This window comes from Haloarcula sp. CBA1129 (assembly GCF_008729015.1).
Taxonomy (GTDB): Archaea; Halobacteriota; Halobacteria; order Halobacteriales; family Haloarculaceae; genus Haloarcula.
Genome location: NZ_RKSM01000001.1, coordinates 1,904,763 through 1,923,499 on the forward strand (window position 1 = coordinate 1,904,763; position 18,737 = coordinate 1,923,499).

The 18,737-nt window shown below is 61.9% G+C and carries 19 protein-coding genes; 4 read left to right on the forward strand and 15 right to left on the reverse strand.

Translation table 11 applies throughout. The features are described 5' to 3' along the window. Window positions 1-10: 10 nt before the first annotated feature. A complete protein-coding gene (locus Har1129_RS09455; protein WP_151100416.1) occupies window positions 11-313 on the reverse strand; it encodes a hypothetical protein in 303 nt (100 codons plus the stop codon). A gap of 141 nt (window positions 314-454) precedes the next feature. Here Har1129_RS09455 and gatB point away from each other — a divergent pair, with 141 nt between their 5' ends. Further along, window positions 455-1,972: an Asp-tRNA(Asn)/Glu-tRNA(Gln) amidotransferase subunit GatB gene (gene gatB, locus Har1129_RS09460; RefSeq protein ID WP_151100417.1), complete on the forward strand. Its 1,518-nt coding sequence runs from the start codon at window positions 455-457 to the stop codon at window positions 1,970-1,972. 53 nt (window positions 1,973-2,025) lie between these two features. Here gatB and Har1129_RS09465 read toward each other — a convergent pair whose 3' ends face one another. Beyond that, window positions 2,026-2,322, reverse strand: a complete 297-nt coding sequence (locus Har1129_RS09465) for a hypothetical protein (protein WP_151102126.1) — start codon at window positions 2,320-2,322, stop codon at window positions 2,026-2,028. A 170-nt stretch (window positions 2,323-2,492) separates the two neighbouring features. After that, window positions 2,493-3,038: a hypothetical protein gene (locus Har1129_RS09470; protein WP_151100418.1), complete on the reverse strand. Its 546-nt coding sequence runs from the start codon at window positions 3,036-3,038 to the stop codon at window positions 2,493-2,495. Window positions 3,039-3,285: 247 nt separating this feature from the next. Here Har1129_RS09470 and Har1129_RS09475 point away from each other — a divergent pair, with 247 nt between their 5' ends. After that, a complete protein-coding gene (locus Har1129_RS09475; RefSeq protein WP_151100419.1) occupies window positions 3,286-5,811 on the forward strand; it encodes a DNA topoisomerase I in 2,526 nt (841 codons plus the stop codon). A gap of 17 nt (window positions 5,812-5,828) precedes the next feature. Here the strand turns inward: Har1129_RS09475 and Har1129_RS09480 are convergent, their stop codons facing one another. Genes Har1129_RS09480 through Har1129_RS09490 form a run of 3 tightly spaced genes read right to left on the reverse strand, consistent with a single transcriptional unit; the run spans window position 5,829 to window position 6,953 of the window. Next, window positions 5,829-6,020 carry a hypothetical protein gene (locus Har1129_RS09480; protein WP_151100420.1) on the reverse strand — a complete coding sequence of 64 codons (192 nt, stop codon included), beginning with the start codon at window positions 6,018-6,020 and terminating at the stop codon, window positions 5,829-5,831. Beyond that, the gene (locus Har1129_RS09485; protein WP_014040906.1) at window positions 6,017-6,418 is read right to left on the reverse strand and encodes a Rieske 2Fe-2S domain-containing protein; all 402 of its coding nucleotides are present in this window, start codon (window positions 6,416-6,418) and stop codon (window positions 6,017-6,019) included. The genes Har1129_RS09480 and Har1129_RS09485 overlap by 4 nt, the downstream gene beginning before the upstream one ends. A gap of 58 nt (window positions 6,419-6,476) precedes the next feature. Continuing rightward, entirely contained in the window at window positions 6,477-6,953 is a 477-nt protein-coding gene (locus tag Har1129_RS09490; RefSeq protein ID WP_151100421.1) for a hypothetical protein, read from the reverse strand. A 128-nt stretch (window positions 6,954-7,081) separates the two neighbouring features. Here Har1129_RS09490 and Har1129_RS09495 point away from each other — a divergent pair, with 128 nt between their 5' ends. After that, window positions 7,082-7,795 carry a phosphoglycerol geranylgeranyltransferase gene (locus Har1129_RS09495; protein WP_151100422.1) on the forward strand — a complete coding sequence of 238 codons (714 nt, stop codon included), beginning with the start codon at window positions 7,082-7,084 and terminating at the stop codon, window positions 7,793-7,795. Window positions 7,796-8,134: 339 nt separating this feature from the next. Here the strand turns inward: Har1129_RS09495 and Har1129_RS09500 are convergent, their stop codons facing one another. Genes Har1129_RS09500 through Har1129_RS09510 form a run of 3 tightly spaced genes read right to left on the reverse strand, consistent with a single transcriptional unit; the run spans window position 8,135 to window position 10,349 of the window. Beyond that, a complete protein-coding gene (locus Har1129_RS09500; RefSeq protein WP_151100423.1) occupies window positions 8,135-8,707 on the reverse strand; it encodes a hypothetical protein in 573 nt (190 codons plus the stop codon). Continuing rightward, the gene (locus Har1129_RS09505; protein ID WP_151100424.1) at window positions 8,704-9,453 is read right to left on the reverse strand and encodes an ABC transporter ATP-binding protein; all 750 of its coding nucleotides are present in this window, start codon (window positions 9,451-9,453) and stop codon (window positions 8,704-8,706) included. Before Har1129_RS09505 ends, Har1129_RS09500 begins: the two co-directional genes overlap by 4 nt. Then, a complete protein-coding gene (locus Har1129_RS09510) occupies window positions 9,450-10,349 on the reverse strand; it encodes an ABC transporter permease (protein WP_151100425.1) in 900 nt (299 codons plus the stop codon). Before Har1129_RS09510 ends, Har1129_RS09505 begins: the two co-directional genes overlap by 4 nt. Before the next feature lie 187 nt (window positions 10,350-10,536). Here Har1129_RS09510 and aspS point away from each other — a divergent pair, with 187 nt between their 5' ends. Next, the gene (gene aspS, locus Har1129_RS09515; protein ID WP_151100426.1) at window positions 10,537-11,841 is read left to right on the forward strand and encodes an aspartate--tRNA(Asn) ligase; all 1,305 of its coding nucleotides are present in this window, start codon (window positions 10,537-10,539) and stop codon (window positions 11,839-11,841) included. 260 nt (window positions 11,842-12,101) lie between these two features. Here aspS and hop read toward each other — a convergent pair whose 3' ends face one another. The 6 genes from hop to Har1129_RS09545 form a co-directional block, all read right to left on the reverse strand. Continuing rightward, window positions 12,102-12,932 (reverse strand): halorhodopsin, encoded by an 831-nt coding sequence (gene hop, locus Har1129_RS09520; protein ID WP_151100427.1) that lies wholly within the window; start codon window positions 12,930-12,932, stop codon window positions 12,102-12,104. 144 nt (window positions 12,933-13,076) lie between these two features. After that, window positions 13,077-13,838 carry an aldo/keto reductase gene (locus Har1129_RS09525; RefSeq protein WP_151100428.1) on the reverse strand — a complete coding sequence of 254 codons (762 nt, stop codon included), beginning with the start codon at window positions 13,836-13,838 and terminating at the stop codon, window positions 13,077-13,079. 79 nt (window positions 13,839-13,917) lie between these two features. Beyond that, window positions 13,918-14,325, reverse strand: coding sequence for a helix-turn-helix domain-containing protein (locus Har1129_RS09530; RefSeq protein WP_225307793.1), 408 nt, complete (start codon window positions 14,323-14,325; stop codon window positions 13,918-13,920). Between the two features lie 111 nt (window positions 14,326-14,436). Continuing rightward, window positions 14,437-17,199 carry a PAS domain S-box protein gene (locus Har1129_RS09535; protein ID WP_151100430.1) on the reverse strand — a complete coding sequence of 921 codons (2,763 nt, stop codon included), beginning with the start codon at window positions 17,197-17,199 and terminating at the stop codon, window positions 14,437-14,439. Between the two features lie 224 nt (window positions 17,200-17,423). Continuing rightward, window positions 17,424-18,029 carry a hypothetical protein gene (locus Har1129_RS09540; RefSeq protein WP_151102127.1) on the reverse strand — a complete coding sequence of 202 codons (606 nt, stop codon included), beginning with the start codon at window positions 18,027-18,029 and terminating at the stop codon, window positions 17,424-17,426. A 17-nt stretch (window positions 18,030-18,046) separates the two neighbouring features. Further along, a complete protein-coding gene (locus Har1129_RS09545) occupies window positions 18,047-18,688 on the reverse strand; it encodes a hypothetical protein (protein WP_151100431.1) in 642 nt (213 codons plus the stop codon). Window positions 18,689-18,737 lie beyond the last annotated feature (49 nt).

The following is an 18,737-nucleotide window of genomic DNA, read 5'->3' on the forward strand; positions in this document are numbered from 1 at the left end:
GCCGACAGCCCTACGCGACGATGATGTCGGACTCCGAGTCCTCCTCGGTCTCAGCCTCCGACGCGGCCTCGGCTTCCTCCCTGTTATCAACCTCGTTGGTATCCTCGGTGTTAGGTGTGTCGGCCTCCGACGTGGTGGCGGCCGATGCCTCCGAGTCGGACTCGTCGGCGCTGAATCCGTTGTCTTCGTCAACGCTGGCTTCGAGTTCGCGGATGCGGACCTTGCATTCGACGAGTTCGTCGGTCAGCCCTTCGACCGACGCTTCCAGTTCTCTGACGCGCGTTTCGAGTTCCTCGACTCGGTTGCCGCACATATCCGTTACCCAGCCAGTCTGGACACTTATACCTACGTCAGACATTGGCAGTTCGAGTGATACGTCCGCTCCGGTCGGAGATGTCCGGACCGATTAGACGGGGTCGTTAGCCTTTAGCCACGCGCCACCGAACCACGGCTAATGACTGCACAAGCGTCCGAGTCCCGCGAACTCGCGGCCGTCATCGGGCTGGAGGTCCACGTCCAGCTCGAGACGGAGACGAAGATCTTCTGTGGCTGTTCGACCGATGTGGCCGACGCCGAACCCAACACCCACACTTGTCCGGTGTGTCTGGGCCTGCCCGGCGCGCTCCCGGTGGTCAACGAGGGCGCGGTCGAGGCCGCCGTCAAGGTCGGCAAGGCCATCGACGCCGACATCCCGGAAGAGACGACGTTCCACCGGAAGAACTACTACTACCCTGACCTTCCGAAGAACTTCCAGATAACCCAGTACGACTCGCCCATCTGCCAAGACGGTGAACTCGAATTCAGCGTCGAGAGCGAGCGCCGCAGCGTCGACATCCGCCGAGCACACCTCGAAGAGGACCCCGGCTCCATCAAACACGTCCGCGAGGGCACGGGTCCGCTTGAATCCCGGACCTGTTCCATCGAGCGCGCGGACTACACGCTCATCGACTACAACCGCGCCGGCACGCCGCTGATGGAGATCGTCACCGAACCGGATTTCCGCGCACCGGGTGAGGTGCGGTCGTTCCTCGAAAAGCTCGAAGAAGTATTGGAATACCTCGGCGTGTTCGACGCGACGCGGGACGGCAGCCTCCGCATCGACGCGAACCTCTCGATGGTCGACGCCAGCGAAGTGAACGAGGACGGCGACATCGACGAGTCCGTGCTCGAAGACGCTAACCGTACCGAGGTCAAGAACATCTCCAGCCACAAGGGCGCGGAGCAGGCACTCTCCTTCGAAGCGTCCCGCCAGCGGAAGCTCATCCAGTCGGGACGCGCCGTCGAGCAGGAGACTCGCCACTTCAACGAAACGCACGGCAACACGGTGTCGATGCGCTCGAAGGAGGAAGAGAAGGACTACCGCTACTTCCGGGAGGCAGACCTGCCGCCCCTGCGAGTCAGCCACTGGAAAGACGAGGTCCCGATCCCGGAACTCCCCGACGCCCGCCGCCAGCGGTTCGTCGACGAATACGGTCTGAGCGAGGAAGCCGCCTCGAAGCTCACGAGCACGAAACAGGTCGCGGACTTCTTCGAGGACGTGGCCGAGCGCTTCGACGCTGATCTGGCCGCGACGTGGGTCGCCGACAATCTGCTCGGAGAACTGAACTACCGCGACATGGCCATCACTGACATCGATGACCGCTTCGACGAGGTGACCCGACTCGTGGCACTTGTCTCGGAGGACGAGATTACCGCGAAAAACGCCCACGAAACGGTCTTGCGGGAGATGCTCGATACGGGCGATGACCCCGACACTGTCGTCGACCGCGAGGGACTGGGCAAGACCTCCGGCGACGAGGTCCAGCAGGCTGTCAAAGAGGCTATCGACGAGAACCCCGACGCCGTCGAGGACTACCACAGCGGCGAGGACGGTGCACTCAATTTCCTCGTCGGGCAAGTCATGCAAAAGACCGGCGGGAGCGCCGACCCCGGCGACGTGAACGGGCTGCTACGCGAGGAACTGGAGAGCTAAGACAGCGTCTGAATCAGGCTGAGCGGTGCGGTGGTGAGTCTGCAGTGCTGCAGTTATCGCTGTGGCCAGTCGTCTGGCAGTTCATCAGCGTGGTTCTCGAACAGTTCGAGCATCGGTTCGATTTCGTCGAATCGCTGGCCCCGCGATACCTCATCGGCCGCTCGGTCCCAGTCGATGTACGCTAAACTGGCCAGACGCGGCAAGTCGTCGTGGCGGAGTTCGGTTTCAGTATTTCTGGCCCCGGCACTTCTGGGCAGAAAGTCGACAATTGGCCGTGGACTACTCTGTTTTAGCATGAACAGAATCATTCGCCGACGGCGGGTAAACAACGCCTCAAACACCCGGTCCATCCCTGGGTCCCATATCACGTCCGGGATAGAGGATTCCATCCTGTAACAAGAGACATACTATTGATGATAAATGTCACGATACCGCCGCTTCCTTGCCGAATTGATCCTGAATCTTACAGGTTCATCTGATTTGAGGGGGTGGCCGGATAGCCGCTACGCTGAGTCGCGTGCTACGATTCGCTCGACGTGTTCGACTCGACCCGCTCACGCTGCTCGCCCGGGATAATCGCAGGGTCTTTCCACAGCAGCGTCACGAATATCGCAGCGGCGAGTGCTTCGAGGGTCTTGATAGCTGATTCGGTCGGTTCCGTGTTGAAATGGTCCAGTATCAGCAGGGCAGTGCTCCCGCCGTGGTGGCCGCCGCCACCGGACGATGGTGCAGAGAACCCTGAAACGAGGAAGGCACCGTGTCCAGTGGCGTGCCAGAACACCCAGCCGGCGATGGATGCGATCATGAGGACTGTCCCGGCGATGTAGGCGTTCCGCAGGCCGATGATCTCTCTGGTGATGAGATACGGCCCAGCGAGCAACACCGCGGCGAAGGCGACAAACAGGAAGGGGCGAGGGTCCGGCGGGAGCCCCCGTCCGAAGAGTCCCTCAATCGCCTGCGCGTAGATGATACTTCGCGGGAGGCCCCACCAGAGGTGAAACGCCGCCGTCGCGAAGACGAGCGCGGCGGCGGTTCCGCGGAGGAGTTTGGTCGTCCGGCGATTCATACCGGCAGTGGGGGTGGCAGTGGCAAGAGTGCATCGAAGTGATAAGTGCCGCCCTGACCGGCGGCAGCGCGGGACTGGTATTGACTGTTCGTCCGAGGGGGATACCGGATTTGTAGGGGCTACCTCCGCGCGAGCGCGAGCGGCCCCGCAAGCGCCCGCACACCCGCGCTGTCGCCTGATTTTCCCGAAAGCCTTTAGAACAACTGACTCCGTACCGACGGGTAATGACAGCAACAGGTGGTGTCTGATGCGGCTGATTATCACCGAGAAGGACAACGCCGCCCGCCGCATCGCGGAGATCCTCTCTGAGGGGAGCGCGTCCGCGAGCCGGCAAAACGGCGTCAACGTCTATCGGTGGGGAAACACCCGCGTGGTCGGCCTCTCCGGGCACGTCGTCGGCGTCGACTTCCCCAAGGAGTACAACGACTGGCGCGACGTTGAGCCGGTCGAGCTCATCGACGCCGACGTGACGAAAGAGCCCACACAAGAGAACATCGTCACGACGTTGAAGCAACTGGCCCGTGAGGCCGACGAGGCCACCATCGCAACAGACTACGACCGCGAGGGAGAGCTCATCGGCAAGGAGGCCTACGAACTCATCCGCGAGGAGACCGACGTACCCGTCGACCGTGTCCGTTTCTCCTCGATTACCGAGCGAGAGGTCCGGGACGCCTTCGCCAACCCCGACGACATCGACTTCGATCTCGCGGCCGCGGGCGAGGCCCGCCAGATTATCGATCTGGTGTGGGGGGCGGCGCTCACTCGCTTTCTCTCGCTGTCAGCCCGGCAGCTGGGCGACGACTTCATCTCCGTTGGTCGGGTCCAGTCCCCGACGCTGAAGCTCATCGTCGACCGTGAGCGCGAGATTCAGGCCTTCGACCCCGAGGACTACTGGGAGATCTTCGCCGACCTCCAGAAGAACGGCTCGGGGTTCGAGGCGCAGTACTTCTACGATGACGACGGGAAAGAGGCCGAGCGGGTCTGGGTCGAAGGCGACGCTGACGACGCCTACGCCGACCTGACGAGCGTCGACGCGGCGACGGTGACGAGTGTCCGCCGCCGGACCCGCACCGACAGCCCGCCGACGCCGTTCAACACTACTGCCTTCATCTCCGCCGCGAGTTCGCTGGGGTACTCCGCCCAGCAGGCCATGTCCATTGCCGAGGAACTGTACACCACCGGCTACATCACCTACCCCCGAACGGACAACACGGTCTACCCGGACGACCTCGAAGAGGACGCGCTACTCGACGAGTTCGTCGGGGCCGGACACTTCGGCGAAGACGCCGAGATGCTACTGGAACAGGACGACATCACCGCCACCGAAGGCGACGAGGAGACCACCGACCACCCGCCCATCCACCCGACCGGCGAGATTCCGCCGAAGGTGGACCTCTCAGACGACGAGTGGGAGATCTACGAACTGGTCGTCCGGCGCTTCTTCGCGACGGTTGCCGAGGCCGCCACGTGGGAGCACCTCCGCGTCGTCGCCGACGCCGGCGGCCGCTCGCTGAAGGCCAACGGCAAGCGACTGGTCGAACCGGGCTACCACGAGGTGTACCCCTACTCCAGCGCCAGCGAGAACCACGTCCCCGATGTCGAGGAGGGCGAGGAGCTGGCCATCTCCGAGGTCCGGATGGAAGCCAAGCAGACCCAGCCGCCGCGTCGCTACGGCCAGTCCCGGCTCATCCAGACGATGGAGGACAAAGGACTGGGGACAAAGAGCACGCGCCACAACTCCATCGAAAAACTGTACGACCGCGGCTACATCGAGGGCGACCCGCCCCGGCCGACGACGCTGGCGATGGCCGTCGTCGAGGCGGCGGAGGAGTTCGCCGACCACGTCGTCAGCGACGAGATGACCGCCCAGCTAGAGGCGGACATGACCGCCATCGCCAACGGCGAGGAATCACTGGATGAAGTGGCTGATGAGTCCCGGGAGATGCTCAAGCGCGTGTTCGACGAACTGCGGGACTCCCGCGAGGAAATCGGCGAGCACCTGCAGGAATCGCTGAAAGCCGACAAGACCCTCGGCCCCTGTCCCAAGTGCGGCGAGGACATGCTTGTTCGGCGCTCGCGCCAAGGGTCGTACTTCGTCGGCTGTGACGGCTTCCCCGAGTGTCGCAACACGCTCCCGCTGCCCTCGACGGGTGAGCCGCAAGTGCTCGAAGAGCACTGCGAGGAACACGATATGCACCACGTCAAAATGCTCGCCGGCCGGGACACGTTCGTCCACGGCTGTCCCCGCTGTGAGGCCGAGAAGGCCGACGAGAGCGAGGACGAAGTCATCGGCCCGTGTCCCGACTGTGGCGTTGCTCCGGGGGAGCAACGAGGCGAAGGCGACGAAGCCGCCGAAGCGGAGGGCGGCGAGTTGGCCATCAAACACCTTCGTTCGGGCTCCCGGCTCGTCGGCTGTACGCGCTACCCAGACTGTGACTACTCGCTACCGCTGCCCCGCAACGGCGACATCTCGGTGACCGAGGCGTTCTGTGAGGAACACGACCTCCCGGAGCTGGTCATCGACGCCGACAGCGACGACCCGTGGGAGCTTGGCTGTCCCATCTGCAACTACGAGGAGTATCAGGCCCGTACCGCCGTCGAAGATCTTGAGGACCTGAGCGGTATCGGCTCCGCGACCGCGGAGAAGCTCGGCGACGCCGGCGTCGACTCGCTGGCGGCGCTCCGGGAGGCCGACCCCGATGTCGTCGCGACAGAGGTACAGGGCGTCAGCGCTACACAGGTCCGGGACTGGCAAGACGAACTGGAAGCCTGACGTGGGCCGGTTCCCGGTCAGTCGGCGACGAACGTCACGCCGTCACAGACCGGACACTCGACGGCCTCGGCGTTGTCGGCCGTGACTGTGTCGACAGCACCGTAGACGACTGCATGCGTTACCGGTTCGGGAATCTGGCGCTCACAGAGCGGGCATTCGACGACGCCCGCCTGAAGTCGGTCGCGGTCGATGCTGTGGCCGTCGGTCACAGCTGGAGGTGGGACGTGGAACTCGGACCGTCGTCGTCATCGATACCGCCCTCGTGGGCGAACGTGTAGTCGTCGTCAGTGAGGAACACGTCGCCGTGGGTCTCGGATATTTCGACGCCGGGGAGCGTCGTCCCTGCGGCGTCGCCGTTGTCGCAGCCGCCGTCGCAGGCATCGAACAGCGAGCCGTGCCGGGGGCAGATGAGCTGGTCATCGCGCATCGGGACCCCCCGTCCAGTATCGAACCGCTGTGCCTCGTGCGTACATCGGTTCACCCACGCCTCGACGCCGTCCTCGCAGGGGACGAGGACGACTTCTTCGAGGTCGCCGTATGGATCTTCGGCGGTGAACAACCACGACCCGTCCTCGTGGACCGTCTCGACTGTCGTAAGTCGCTGCACGACTGTCGCGTTCGATTGCCGTCGGTATCAGCGTTACCGTAGTCCGGCATGGTGTGGGTCACTCACCGGTCTCTGCGGCGATAAGGCGGACCAGCGCCGTCACGAACACTTCGAACAGCCGCCAGACAAGCACGCAACTGACGACAAGTACGGCAAGGACAATGGCGACAAGCCAGAGAAGCAGGCCGAACTGCAACTGGGTGAGCAGCCCCGTCGCCAGTCCGACGACGAACCCACCGAGGAAGAGGCCGCCAGCGGCCTGAAGACACCGGCGTTGCCAGCGGTCGAACGCCAGCGCATCGTCAGCCCCCAGAAGTGATGGTAAGGCGAGGCCGAGTCCGGCACCGCCCAGCGCGAGGACGAAGAAGACGCTACCGAACAGATACGAGAGTCCGCGGACGAAGCCGCCGCCGGACGCCGACGCTGTCGGCATCGTCGAGAAGGAGTACAGCACCGCCACCGTCACGACAGCGCCCGTGAGAACGAGCACGCCGCGGATGGCAGTGACAACGTACAGACGCTTGTCCGCTGTCATCGTCTGACGATTGTAACATAGCCATCATAAACCTTCGGAGACATATATATCCGGAGTCGACACCGGCCGGGCCCACTGTCATCGGCGTATCCGAAGCGGTTATACGGCCACGCGCAAGTCTGGCAGGTATGAGCGACTGGGCGGACTGGGACCACATCGTGAAGATAGACCCCGACAAGACGCTGGTTGATGGAGAGACCTTCGAAGACGTCGCGGCGACGGGGACCGACGCCATCGAAGTCGGCGGGACCACCGGGATGACAGAGGAGAAAATGAAGCGGGTCGTCGACGCGTGCGGGAAACACGATATTCCCGTGTATATTGAGCCGTCCAACCCCGCGTCGGTCGTCCACAGCGACCGTCACGACGGCTATCTCATCCCGGTCGTGATGAACGCCGGCGACGTGGCTTGGATCACCGGCGCGCACAAGGAGTGGATACGCATGGACGACGATATCGACTGGTCGCGGACCTTCACCGAGGCCTACATCGTGATGAACCCGGAGGCATCGGTGGCGTCCTACACGCAGGCCAACTGCGACCTCGACGCGGACGACGTAGCCGCCTACGCCGAGGCGGCCGAACACCTGCTGGGGCAGGAAATCGTCTATGTGGAGTACTCGGGGATGCTCGGCGACCCCGACATCGTCGCCGCCGCTGCGGACATCCTCGACGACGCCACACTGTTCTATGGCGGTGGCATCCACGACTACGAGTCCGCTCGCACGATGGCACAGCACGCCGATACCATCGTCGTCGGCGACCTCGTCCACGACGAAGGCGTCGACGCGGTACGAGAGACGGTGAAGGGCGCGAAAGACGCGACGGCGACGGTCAAGTAGGAGAAGTCGGCCGTTCGAGCAGCCGACCGACGACGCCGCTGAGGTGGTTTTTGTCTACTGCCATTGACGCGTGGTCGCTGTCAGCCATACCGATTCCTGCTGAAAGCGCGTGCCGGTCGACGGCGGACTGTCCCGTCGGCACGTCACAGGGGTCCAGCAGGTCGTCGTGGTAGGTTTCGAGGGGATGGCGTTCCGTGGCTGGCTGTCGCTCGCCGAGCGGGTGGCGAAACTGAAGGACCGCTCCGGTCTCCGTTGGAAGTGGATGCCGGTTCGGACTTTCAGCGGGTCGTACGGGCCACAGGTAGAGACTAGACCGACATCGGTTTTCGGCCGGGCGTTTCAGGGAAGCGCCGACTGTTCAGCGAGTGTCACCGTTACTGACGGGTGATACGCGACCCAGTCTGCATCCTCGCCCAGACGGTAGGAGAGGGGAACTGCGTCAAAGTAGCCTTGCAGCGTGTATGTGCCAGTATCTGAAACCCGCCGACCGTCGATTTCATACTGCCGCTCGATGGACTCAGCGGCCGCTAGCGTTCCGGTGAGTGGGGTATTGTCTTTGCTTGCTCCGGTTGGCTGTATCTCGACGGTATCTGCCTTCTCATACTCGTCGGTCAACAGAAGGATGGCAACGGACTCTGACGCATCCGCTGGCACCAGTCCTAACACTCCGAGTGGCCAGACACCGGTGTTCTTGATGCTCACGTCCTGTGTCCCAGTGTTTCGGAGCGTTATGTCCAGCCGACCGGGGCTTTCGATTGCGATATTCCGGTCAGCGACTGTCACATCGAGTGCGAGCGGGTGCGAATCGTCTTCGGCTTCCACGCTGGAGATCGTGTACTCGGTGTCACCCAGACAGCCGGCGAGACCGGAGAGCGCCGCCGTCGACACGGTCAGATACTGGCGGCGATTCATGCATCTCCCTCCGTAGCGCGGGCGGAACCATCGGTTAGTGTCATGAAGATATCCTCGACTGTCGCGTCAGACGAAAGATCACAGGTGTCCCGGAGCGCCGACAGGGTCCCCTCAACAATGAGGTCTCCCTCATACAGAATCCCGATGCGGTCACAGACCAGATCGACTTGCCCGAGGACGTGGCTAGAGAAGAACACTGTCGTGCCGCGTTCGGACTCGGCTTCGACAACATCCCGCACCAGCGCGACGCCGTGCGGGTCAAGCCCGGTGAACGGCTCATCGAGAATCAGGAGGTCCGGTGCCCCGACGAGACTCATTGCGAGTGCCAACCGCTGTTCCATCCCCTGTGAGAACTCGCCGGCAGGCTTCTCGATGGCGTCGGCCAGTCCGACACGCTCAAGCAGTGTCTGTGGGTCGTCATCCGCACGCTTCGTATCGATCACCAGTTCGAGATGCCGCCGCGCGGACAGCGAACCGTACGTCTCGAAGCGGTCGGGGCAGATACCAATGCGCTGATGACAGGCGACGACATCGTTCCACGGGTCGTGGCCCAGAACGCGCGCTGTCCCAGACGTTGGTTTGATGTAGTCCATCAGCAGATTGATTGTGGTCGACTTGCCAGCGCCGTTCGGGCCGAGGAAGCCGTACACCTCGCCCTGTTCGACAGTCATATTCAGTGCATCAATCGCGACAGTTTCGCCGTACTGCTTCGATAGCCCGTCGGTCTCGATTGCCGGCGGCGTCACGCGAGATCACCTCGATTGAACCGATAACCGGCCAGTGCCAGCGGAACAATCCCCCAGAGGAGGAGCACGACAAGGCCGAGTGATTCGTGGAGATACACCGGGACTGGCTGTCCGCTGAAGGCTGCATCAACCACGTACTCGTTGGTCGATAGACCGGGGTACATGACATCAATCACAGACGTATACTGGCCACCGGAGTTTCCAACTCCGAGTATCCAGTTCGTTACTGTTCGGTACGCGCGCCCCGGCGAGATTCGGAGGATGGCGAACAACAGACCGTCAGCCGGCGGGTCAAACGGATTGGCCGCGGTTCCGGTCACAGCCGAATAAATACTGGCACCGATGAATCGCCACAGAAGTGTCAGAATCAAAAAGAAGACACCGAACAGTACGGCGGTGACACGGACTTCGCTGGTCGTGACTGCCGATGCCGCTGTCGCAACCGACACGAGCACAACGATGTACAGTACTGTCACGAGGAACACGCCGATGAAACGTAGCGGCGAGAACAGCCCGAACTTGACGCCGCCAATGATTCCGAGAACGACTGTCGACAGAGCGAACGGCACCACAGCGCCGACGCTCCGACCGCAGACTTTGCCGACAAGGATATCAGTCCGGGTAAGTGGCAGTCCAAGCAGGAACTTCAGACTGCCCGATGTACGCTCCTGAATAATCGACCGATACGTCAGCAACAGCACACCGAGGGGGAGGAGGACCGATCCAGCGGCCTGAACGAAGCCGACCGTGACGTTCGGGCCAAGTACGTCCCAACTCTCGTAGGTTGGACCATACCCCCAGACGACGAGCAGGGGCGCAAGTATCCAGATTGCTTTCGACTTGAACAACGTGACTGCTTCTTTCCGTGCGATGGGAAACCATCGGGGGAGGGCCATGTGGTCGGATTTGAAAGTATATCATATAAAATACACTATCAACGGCTGCTATGTTTCCATAGAAACGCGCTATCGCTTCGGTCGGCCCAAAGGTGTTGTATTTTCTCACGGCCAACCGTGTTCCGAGAACGGATTACCCTCGCCTCGAAAGACTGTTCTTAAGTTACGGCCACAAGAACGAACAGCCATGGAAAACCGAACATACACGGCGGACGCGACGCCGGGTGACACGGTCACCGTCGCCGGCTGGGTCCACGAGATCCGAGACCTCGGTGGAATCGCCTTCCTCATTCTTCGAGATACCACCGGGAAGATACAGGTCAAGTTCGAGAAAGACGAGATGGACGACGACCTCGTCGAGACGGGGCTGAACGTCCAGCGCGAGTCGGTTATCTCGGTCACTGGTGACGTCGAAGAGGAGCCACGCGCGCCGACGGGCGTCGAAGTCACGCCCGAATCGGTCGACGTGATCTCCGAAGCCGACCCCGAACTCCCGCTTGACCCGTCGGGCAAGGTCGACGCCGAACTGCCGACCCGCCTCGACAACCGGACACTCGACCTCCGCAAGGACGAAGTGAAGGCCATCTTCGAGATCCGCGCGGAAGTCCTCCGGTCGGTCCGCGAGGCGTTCCGGGAGATCAACGGCACGGAGATTAACACGCCGAAGATCGTCGCAACGGGGACCGAGGGTGGAACCGAGCTGTTCCCGATCACCTACTTCGGACAGGAGGCGTTCATGAACCAGAGCCCGCAGCTGTTCAAGCAGCTGATGGTCGGCTCCGGCCTCGAACGCGTCTTCGAGATCGGCCCGATCTTCCGCGCCGAGGAGCACAACACGCCCCGGCACCTCAACGAAGCGACCTCTATCGACTTCGAGTCGGCCTTCTACGACCACACCGAGGCCATGGACGCCTGCGAACACGTCGTCAAGGCCGCCTACGATGGCGTCGCCGAGAACTGTCAGGACCACCTCGAAGCGCTCGGCCTCGAAGACGAGTTCGCGGCTCCAGAGGGCGACTTCCCGCGGCTCACCTACGAGGAGGCCCTCGACAAGATCAACGCCACCGGTGAACTCGACGAGCCGCTGGTGTGGGGCGACGACCTCTCGACGGAGGCCGAACACGTCCTCGGGCAGGAAGTCGGCGAGCACTACTTCATCACCGACTGGCCCAGCGAGATCAAGCCGTTCTACATCAAGGACCACGACGACGACGAGGAAGTCTCGACCGGCTTCGACATGATGCACCCGTCGATGGAACTGGTCTCGGGCGGCCAGCGTGAGCACCGCTTCGACCACCTCGTCGAAGGGTTCGAACAGCAGGGGCTGGACCCGGAAGCCTTCGAGTACTACACCAAGATGTTCAAGTACGGCATGCCGCCACACGCCGGCTGGGGCCTTGGCGGCGAGCGCCTCATCATGACGATGCTCGGGTTAGAGAACATCCGAGAAGCGGTGCTGTTCCCGCGAGATCGGCAGCGTCTGTCGCCATAGGCGACGACATGATTTGTCGAGCGGGGGCTCGTCACGAGCGGAGCGAAGTGACGGTGTTCCCGCGGGATCGGCAGCTCCTGTTCCCGTAGGGAGCGAGATTCTGACCGCAGGGAAGAACCTCGAACTGCGAGCGGGGGCGTCGCGACACGCGAGCGTTTTGTCTCGCAGCGATTCGAGACCGATACGCCTGTTTCCCTGCGCCGCCGGAGCTGGACACGACACGCTATTTCTTCGTCGAAAAACCGGAAACGACGGTGAACTCAGTCGTCTGCGGGCGCAGCGCCCCCAGAGCCAAGACTCACGCCACTGCCGGAGACAGTGCCTTCGTTTGCGGCGACCCAGCGCAGGAGCAGGAACGCGAAGACGTACTTCGCGAGGATGTCGAGGCCGGAGTAGCCCCACGAGGTGACGCCGACGCTCAGGAGCGCAAGTCCTTCCGAGCCAAGCGCCCACAGAATCGGGTAGCCGAGCCACAGCACGACTGTCAGCAGCTTGAGCGTCCCGAATATCTCGCTTGTCCCAGCAGCCTCTGCGTCAGCCGGCCACTGGACGAGCAGGACGTATAGTACTGCGAGGAAGAACGCACAGCTGATGGCATAAAACACCCAGCGAAGCAGGTGTGAGGAGGTGATGAGCGCGGCGGCGAGGCCGGTCACGCACATCCCGATGTCCATCGTGATGGCGGTAAACAGCGACGCGATATCGGTGTCAGCCAACAGCCCCAGTGCAAGGAGAATCATCGGTGTCGAGAACGTCCATGTCAGGTATCGTCCCCACGGTGACAGGACCTCCTGACCGGCGAGGGCGTGACCCGGCGGCATCTGTAGAAAGCCGACCGTCAGCCCAGAAGCCAGACCGGCGTAGCTGGAAATCGAGACCAGCGGGACCAACATCGTCGCGACCCAGATGAGTTTCGCCCGTGACGATTCGAGTTCGCGACCCATCGCAACGAACAGGAGAATCACGACGCCCGCCAGCGCGATGTTCACCCAGAGCGAGGAGTTCAGGAGGAAATTCGACTGTATCTCCTGAAGCACTTCTGACTGTGTCGCCTGAAGTACTGTCGTTGCAGTGGTACTGGCTCCTGTCATATGTTTAATATAGGAACGGACCACTTAAGATGGTATAGCCAAACGGTATCGGTATTCGGGTTCTCTCCAAACTCTGGAAACCGTCGCTCACCCTCCAGATACTGACATGAGAGGCGGGCAACAGCTCACGGTCCCAGAGTGGACTCACTCGGGGAACAGCTCTTCTTCACGCTCGATGGCTTCGATGCGCGCAATCTCAGCGTCGGTCAGCTCTATGTCGGCAGCGGCGAGGTTGGCTTTGAGATGGGACCGGGAGGACGCCTTCGGAATCGTGACAACGCTCTCGTAGCTGGTCACCCAAGCGATGCTGACGGCAGCCGGCGATGTCTCGTGCTGGTCAGCGATGTCGACGATGGTCGGTTCTTCGAACACGCGACCGCCGGCCAGTGGTGCGTACGCGACCAGCGGGTAGCCGTGTCTCTGGGCGTCAGCGAGCAGTGATTTGCGCCAGAACAGCGGATGAAATTCGACCTGATGTGCAGCAATCGTGTCGAGGTAGTCACGCGCGACGGTCAACTGCCCCGGGTCGAAGTTCGAGAGCCCGACGTGCTCAGTCAGCCCCGCCTCGCACGCGGCCTCGACAGCGGGCAGCGTCGCTTCGGGGTCGTAGTCGCCGCGTGGACGGTGGACGTACAGCAGATCGACGGCGTCGAGGCCGAGTCGGTCGAGGCTCGCCTCTGTCGCCGGGCGGACGGCGGTCGCTCCGAGGGCATCGATCCAGAGTTTCGTCGCGACAGTCAGATCAGCCCGGTCGGTGTCGGCGGCGGCGATGCCCGCACCGACAGTACTCTCGTTGTCGTAGATTTGCGCGGTGTCGAGATGGCGGTAGCCACAGTCGATGGCTGTCCGAACAACAGCCTCGTCCTCGATACCCATCGTGCCGAGTCCGACCGGTGGGAGGTCCATGCATCCCCGTCGAACGCTGTAGTAAAAAACAGTCTGTCTCCAACAGCCCGCATCCCCCCAGATGCGGCCCGTCGGTCCGCTAGAAATCGGTCCGCTGGGTGACTGCCTGCGCGTGGTCAGCCCACTTTTCGACGGTGGCCGACCCCCAGTACTTCACTGCGCCGCTTCGCTCGTCGTAGTCGATGAGCCCGATCCGATGGAGTACCGGTAAGTGCTCCTCTTCGAGTTGTGTTCGGATAGTCGAGGGCGACGTGTCTGTAGCCTCGACCGTGCTTGTGTCCCCCTGCTTCGATATTGCCGATGCTAGTGTCGCAACATCAGCGGCCGTCTGGTCACCGCTCGCGAAGTAGTGGCAGACGGCACGCCGCCGCCAGTCAGCCAGAACCTCGAACACGTCATCTACCTCCGCCGTAGACAGTGTTCTGTCCGACGGTGTCATCCCACGCCACTGGTCACTTCGCTGCCCAGCATTCCTTTGATTGCTCATTTATGCAGTCTAAATAAATCACTGCCAGCAGCATCAACCACACGCCTAGATTACTAGGTAATGTTCAAGAAACATATGCGAATAATTCAGTATTATAGCTGTCGTACGCTATTAGATGTCAAAGATAGCGTCAATGAGGTTCCGTTCCGCTCGCCGGAGATGCTGGAGGAGGGTCGGTGACGCAATATCGAGCGTCTCCGCAAGTTGCTCAGCGCTCGTATCTCGCGGCCAAGCGTAGTACCCGGCTAGAAAGGCCGTGCGCAGGACCTCTTGCTGGCGGTCAGTCAGCTGCTTATGTGGGTCCGCTTCGGAGTCAAGTATCTCGGTCGCTTGCTCACACGTCTGTTTTGCTGTTAGCGTGATGTCCGGAATCCGGTCGGCGACCGCGTCCTGTATCGCTCTGGAGTCGGCATCCGGCGGAGCCTCAACAGTAATAGCGAGCGTTCCGTCAACAGCAACCATGGTCCGGCAGCGCGCCCCAACATCTAGAAGCAGCGACTGGACGGTTTCTGTAACCTGTAACTCGATAACGCCGCTGTCGCCGTCTGCACGGACGACCCGCGAATCGAGGACCTCCGCATGCGAACAGAGATGCGCAGCGACTGCATCAGGCGGCCCGTCGTGGACGGAGACGTAGAGGAGATGTGTCGGATCGGTCTCGACAGACTCGATGACCTCGATTCGACAGCCGTGCGCGTTCGCTGCCGAGACAAGGGGTATGTCGGGGTATCTTGATTCGAATGTCAGTTCAACTGCGGTGTCATCAGACAGGAGTTGCCTGTTCTGGACCGCTGCAAGCGTGTACCCGACCATCTTACCGAGGACAGCAAAGCTGTCAGCTACACGGCCGCTGAACGCCGCTGGCTGGTCGGCGTACACGCAAAGGACGCCGTGGACGGTGTTTCCTTGGACCAGCGGAATCGCTGCGGCGGATTTGAATCCCTGTGTACGAGCAGCGGCCCCACACTGCTTGAACTCGGTCGGGTCGCTGCAGTCCTGTATCGTCTGGACCGTCCCTGTCACGAGGGCAGTTTCACACAGCACTTGGTCGTTCTCGTCATGAACGAGTAGGTCGTCAAGAACGACATCAGTATCGCCCGCTACTGTTTTCGGCACGAGCCTGTCGTTCGCACCGGCTCGCTCGCCGATCCACGCTAGCTCGCAGCGGTCGGATTCGACGATGCGCTCACACACCGTCTCTACGGTCTCGTGGCGAGTCGCAGCACCACCCAAAGCGTGAATGAGGTCCTGTATGAGCATGTTGACCCCGTTGAGTGTCGCCAGTTCGTCGCGCTGTCGTTCGATTGCGTCCTGCCGTCTCCGTTCTTCGGTGATGTCTTGGTGGATTCCGACGGCCCGAATCGCCTCGCCGTCGTCGTTCCACTCGAACACCTTGCCGATATCCCGAATCCATCGCCAGTCCCCGTCTTTCGTCCGCATTCGGAATTCGCACTGGTACAGGTCAGTTTCTCCGGACTTCAGTTTCCCGAGCGCCTGTTCCGCTCGGTCGAGGTCGTCTGGGTGGACGAGGTCGGCCCACGTCTCGTAGTGTGGCTCCAGTTCGTCCCTAGCGTAGCCGAGCATCCCGGTCCAGCGCTCGTCGAAGGTGACGTCGTTAGTTTTGGGGTTCCAGTCCCAGACGCCGAGTTCCGCGCCCTCAAGTGCGAAGTTCAATCGCTCAGTCAGCTCCTGATACTCCCGCTCACGGCGCTTTCGCTCTGTAACGTCCCGTGCGACGCCGATCAGCCCGCTGTAGTCGCCGTCGTCGTGAACCAGCGTGTAGTTGATCGACACCTCCCGCTCGGTACCGTCTTTCCGACAAAACGTCAGATCGACAGTTGTACTCTCCTGCTCAGACGCTTCGAGTAACGTTTCCACAGTCGCCTGCCCCGTCGAGAGCTCACCGGGTGCCAGCACTGCCGAGGCGTGTTTGCCACACAGTTCGGTCGGTTCGTAGCCGAGGTTCGCCGCAAACGACTCGTTGCAGAAGTCGATGACACCACGTTCATCAAGCGTGTAGAGCCCGTCCTGTGCTTGCTCGATGAGGAGGTCAAGCAGTGCCGTGCGGGCGTCACGTCGTGCGGTTTCGGTAACGTCTCGCAGTAGGACGAGCGTGAGTCCTCCCGCAGCGTCCGGTAGCTCATACCCGTGTCGAAGAAGGTACTGATTGCGCTCGCTGCCCGGGATTCGGACGGCGACCGGTTCGGTTGGGGAGTCCCGAAGTCGCTGTAACTGCCGACGGCCGCTGGGCGTGTTGGGGAGTGCCGCCCTCATGGCGTCGTAGAATCGCTCCACGCGGCGGGTATCATCAAGACCATGAACGAACGTCGACACCGCTTCGCTCGACCACTGTACCGTCCCGTTCTCTGCCAGAAGAACCGCGATCTCGTTCGCTTCAGTACGCGATTCGATTCCGGATACCGCTTCCTGTAGCGCAGACTCAGTCCGATCAGCCGACGCCGACACGACGCTGACAATCTTCTCCGCCAGAAACGTCAGCTGTTCGTCCCCCCGTTTCCTGACGACTGTCTCCGCGTCGTCGAAGACAGTCGCAACGCTGTCCGGCGTCGCGGCGTCGGTGTAGAGGACGACCGGGTAGCGGTCGTTTGACACCAGCGAGTCCGGGATGTCGCCCAGTCCAGACGGGTCGAGGACAAGACAAGAGACCTCCATCGATGCGGCGGCTTCTAATGCGGCTTCTGTCGTTGCCACGCTCGTCGCCGTTATATCGGCGTGGTGGTCCGCAAGCTCCTCGTGTATCCGCTCTCGTGCCGCCGCGTCGGAATCGAGATACACCACTTCGATTTTTCGACTGGCAGTGCCGGCCTGTCTCGCTCCCGCAAACGCGACGTCGTCGAGGTCGTTTCCGAGCATCACTCTGGTATGCTGTTCAACCACTTTACTGAGGGGTAATAACAGTTCGGCGGCGACAGCAGTTACCAGACAACGAAATCACATAGTTAGCGGCCACGATGGGTGAGCGACTGGGGCAACACGGTCCCTGTCGTGGCCTCTCGGACAGAAAACGCCGGGCTGAGGACGTACTGTGTTCCGTCATCACACCCTCGATAGCGACCATCTCGGCAGCGGGGCCGGTGTCAGTCCACAACGAACAGTCGCTCCCGAAGGGTTTCGGCGACATCAGTGAGGTGGGCCTGTCCGAATGCCGCGACCAGAAGCGCCCCGAGCGAATTGAACATCGTATCTCGGACCGTGTCGTCGAGGCCGTGTTGTGCCAGCGGCATCGTGATACCCGTTTCGGTAGCGACGATATCGAGCGCGAACTCGAACAGTTCCCAGATCACCCCGAAGGAGAGCACGACGACGAAGATGTACACGAAGAAGACGCGCTGGGGGATGTGAATCGAATCGTTGTGGAGGTCGATCGTCCGGGCCGTCGTGTACCCGAACGCGGCGATGAGCGAGGCTGACATCGCGTGGGTGAGGTGGTCCCACCAGTCGATCTGTCCGTAGAGCCCGGCCGAACCGAGCGTGTGCAGAAACACCGCGGTCGTGATCCAGAGGGCGAGCCACGGATCCAGAGCCAGATTGTAGTTTCGCCGCATCACCGCCGGAAGAAACGTCACAAGCAGACCGACACCGCCGTTCGTTATCGGCTTCGGCTGGCCGGCAACGATGCCGTATCCGACCAGCGCGAGCAAGACGAGTTGCATCGCACGAGTGATCCGTCGCTGGTTCCGCATCGACGGTCGGGGCAGGCTCATCGCCGCACCATCCGTCGAATACCACGCCAGAGGCGGCGGTCCCGGCGTCTGAAGTAGCCATCGAACAACACACCTGCGACGAGGCCAGCGAGGGTAACGTACAGCCACTCGGTCATCAGCGCCTCGTTGGTCGTGAGATACGTTGTCCCGAGAAACCGGTCGGCGTTCCACCGGAACACCGTCCAAGCCGCCACTGCAGCGAGTGTCGTCAGGACAACGAGGCAGACGGCAAACCAGTGCGTGACTTCCAGTTGAGTGAACATATCCAGCTCCACGATGACGAGTAGCGACAGCGCTGCCAGCGAGAGATATGTGGCAAAGGTTCCGACCGTCCCCCCGACGAGGCCGCGGACCAGAATCGGCAGGCAGGCGAGAAAGAGCAGTTCCCACGGCAGCATGACGCGCCACTCGCGGTAGGCGACTGGAGGGACAAGCACGACAGCGCCCACGACACCGACGAGCAGTATCCACTGGTAGTCGATATCGAGGACGCTCTCGACTAACACGGCCGTGAGAATCGCGACGAGCACCCACGCGATGAGTGCGTTGGTTCGCCCGTCGCGAAAGAGCTTTTCGAACGTGTTATCGAGATCGATAGTCCCGAGACTACTGTCGGGACGGCCGGAACCATCGCTCATTGGAGTGGACTGGGATACGACGGAGAATAAACCCAGCGACGTGTTTATA